This window comes from Streptomyces sp. SPB074 (genome assembly GCF_000154905.1).
Classification (GTDB): domain Bacteria; phylum Actinomycetota; class Actinomycetes; order Streptomycetales; family Streptomycetaceae; genus Streptomyces.
Map to the genome: position 1 here is coordinate 3,922,390 of NZ_GG770539.1, position 2,917 is coordinate 3,925,306.

Consider the following 2,917-nt stretch of genomic DNA (forward strand, 5'->3'; position numbering starts at 1 on the left):
GGAGTGGGTGGGGGTGCGGGGCCGGGCCGGGTCAGTGGTGGCGCTGGGCGCGGAGGTAGAGGCCGCCGAGGACGAGCGTGGGTACCGCGAAGCCGAGGGCGATCTTGGTCTGCCGTTGGTGATCCGCGTTGCACGCGCTGGCGGTGGGCCCACCGGATTCCCCGGTCCCGAGCACGCTCCCGCAACCGCTCCCGCCCACCGGCCACATGAGCAGCGCGAGAACGACCAGGAGCCCGAGCGCCGCGAGGCCGCCGTAGAGACGGTGAGCGGTGATACGCATGGCGAAGACGCTACGGCACCGGTGGGCGTGCCGGAAGAGGGAACGGATGGACGGACTCCGGTTGGGCGGTGGTGGGGCGGTGGTTGGGGTGGCGGTTGGGCTCTGGTGGGGTGGTTGGGCTCTGGGTGGGTGGCGGGGGGCTTGGGGTGGTGGATCGTCTGCCGCGACCGGGGCACACCCCCACCCACCCGGGGGGCGACCCCAATACCAGTCTTTCGCAAGTCGGCACCCCACGAGCACCACCAGCTGAAATCTGTGGATAAAGTCCGTGAAGAGAAAATTCCTCTCACTCGTCCGTGTGAGGGGAATTCGTTGTCCACAGGGGGGATTTGACCCCCGCCGTGTCTCGTGATCAAGTCCCGGTAACTCAAGTGCCGCCATCGGGGCGCCGTCGCTACGGTCAGGGGATGCCTCGACTGGAGCGGTTGACGGCCGCGCACGCACCGGCGCTGCTGGAGTTCGAGCGTGCCGAACGGGAGTGGTTCGCGCGATGGGTACCGGACCGGGGGGACCCGTACTTCACCGCCGAGGGCTTCGCCGCGCGGCACGCGGCGCTGCTCGCCGAGCAGGACGCGGGTGTCTGCCGCTTCCACGTGCTGCTCGACAACGACGGGCACACCGTGCTCGGCCGCTTCAACCTCATGGACCTCGTCCCCGGCGAGGACGCGGAACCGGGCTACCGGCTCGCACGCCGGGCCACGGGCCGTGGACTCGCGACCTCGGCCGTACGGGAGTTGTGCGTCCTCGCCCGCGCATCGCTCGGCCTGACCCGCGTGTGGGCGGATACTGATACCGGCAACACGGCGTCCCGCGCCCTGCTCGCGCGCGGGATTCGGCCCCGGCGTACCGGTCGACCGGAACGGAAAACCCGTGCTGCGGCATACCCGTTCGCTGTGACGAGCCGCCCCGTCGCTCGGCCGGGGAGGTCGGTCGTGGTGCCGCGACGGCCGTCCGCCGTGCTGGACCGGCACGGGGCCTCGGCAGGCGAGCGTTGCCGACACCCGCCGCCGCCCCACGCCGCCGCGCCACCTCAAGCCGGTTCGCCCGCTCCGCCCCGACCCGCCCCTCGCCCGTGCCGCTCCGGGGCGCCCCCGGCGCCACGTGCCGGTGTGCTGCGCTCCTCCCCGCCGCCTCGCGCCGTACGCGCCGGGTGCTCGTACCCTTGCCCGGCCTCGCGCGATGCGCACCGCGCGCCGCCCCGTGCCCCGCGTACCCGGCTCCCCGCCGCCTCGTGTCGTACGCGCCCGGTGTCTCACCCCGGCCTCACCCCGCGCCATACGTAGAACGGCGCCCCGGTCCCCTCGCACCCCCCGTGCGTCCCGTGGCACCTCGCGCCTGACGGGGCGGGCGAGCGGTGACGCGTGCCACATTCCGTGCTGCGTCGCAGGTCAGGCGGCTAGGCTCGCGGGACATGGACATAGCAGTCGATGATCTGGCCGGACCCGCCGTCGCGGCCTTCCTGGAAGCGCACGTCTCCCAGCTTCGTGCCCTCTCCCCGCCCGAGAGCACCCACGCGCTCGACCTCGACGGGCTGCGCGTACCGGAAGTGACCTTCTGGGCCGCGCGTGAGGACGACGACATCGTCGGCTGCTGCGCCGTCAAACGCATCGCTCCGGGGCACGGCGAACTCAAATCCATGCGCACCGATCCGACCCGCACCCGCTCCGGTATCGCCTCCACACTGCTGCGGCACGCCCTCGACGAGTCGCGGAGGGCGGGGCTGGGACGACTCAGCCTGGAGACCGGGGCGGACGACTTCTTCCTCCCGGCCCGCACGCTCTACGCCAAGTTCGGCTTCCGCCCCTGCCCGCCGTTCGGCACCTACCGCGAAGACCCGCTCAGCGTCTTCCTCACCCGCACCCTCTGACACACTCCCTCGCCCCGGTCACGGCGCTCCGCTCCCTCTCCTCTCGCCCCGCAGGCGCGCGGCAGGCTAGCCGCTCTCCGCGCGACGCGCCGGGGAATCGCCCGAAGCGTCGCCGAAATGGTGAATAGCCCGGTGGCGCCGTGGCGGCACGCCCGGGCGGAGTGATGAACTCCTGTCCAGCCTCGCCTCCGCGGGGAGCCTCCCGCTCCTGGGAGCCCCGCCGCCCGGGCGCCCCACCACTCCGGGCGCCCGGACGGCGGGCAGGCGGGCGACCCCCGGCAGCACGGCCGCGGCGGCGCGCGCCGGACGGGGCGGAGCACGACGAGTGACGACCAACGGGAGCGTGGACGAATGACCGAGCAGGGCACGCGAGAACTGACCGGTATGTACGAGGCGCAGGACCACTTGGAGCGCCTCCGTGCCGCCCTCACCGCCGCAGGCGTCAAGCTGCCGTCGCTCCGCCTGGACCTCCCGTCCTGCTCCGGAGAGGCACAGACCCCGCTCCTCGACCTCGGCCGCGTCAATCTCGACACCGCCCGCGCACTCGCCGCACTCGCCGAACGCGCCGCCCGCCCCGCCCCCGCCGACACGAAGAGCGCCTGACGGAAGACCCGGCCGGAGACCGCGACGCCGCCCCGCGCGCCGAGAACCCGACGGCACGACGCCTCGCGGCGGCGGGCCCGGCGGACGACAGCGCCCGCATCCCATCTCCGCATTTCCGCAGGCGGCGACGCCTCGCCGACACCGGCACACCCCCCCCGCGCCCCAAG

4 protein-coding genes are annotated in these 2,917 nt (G+C 73.6%); 3 read left to right on the top strand and 1 reads right to left on the bottom strand.

The genetic code is table 11. From position 1 onward, the window contains the following. Positions 1 to 31: 31 nt before the first annotated feature. A complete protein-coding gene (locus SSBG_RS16350; RefSeq protein ID WP_008747203.1) occupies positions 32 to 280 on the bottom strand; it encodes a hypothetical protein in 249 nt (82 codons plus the stop codon). Positions 281 to 687: 407 nt separating this feature from the next. Between SSBG_RS16350 and SSBG_RS35835 the strand changes: the two genes are divergently transcribed. From SSBG_RS35835 to SSBG_RS16360, 3 genes are all read left to right on the top strand, one after another. After that, positions 688 to 1,563 carry a GNAT family N-acetyltransferase gene (locus SSBG_RS35835; RefSeq protein WP_008747204.1) on the top strand — a complete coding sequence of 292 codons (876 nt, stop codon included), beginning with the start codon at positions 688 to 690 and terminating at the stop codon, positions 1,561 to 1,563. Positions 1,564 to 1,691: 128 nt separating this feature from the next. Next, positions 1,692 to 2,147 carry a GNAT family N-acetyltransferase gene (locus SSBG_RS16355; protein WP_008747205.1) on the top strand — a complete coding sequence of 152 codons (456 nt, stop codon included), beginning with the start codon at positions 1,692 to 1,694 and terminating at the stop codon, positions 2,145 to 2,147. 351 nt (positions 2,148 to 2,498) lie between these two features. After that, complete coding sequence (locus SSBG_RS16360; RefSeq protein ID WP_008747206.1) at positions 2,499 to 2,750, top strand: hypothetical protein; 252 nt, start codon at positions 2,499 to 2,501, stop codon at positions 2,748 to 2,750. The last annotated feature ends 167 nt before the right edge of the window (positions 2,751 to 2,917 follow it).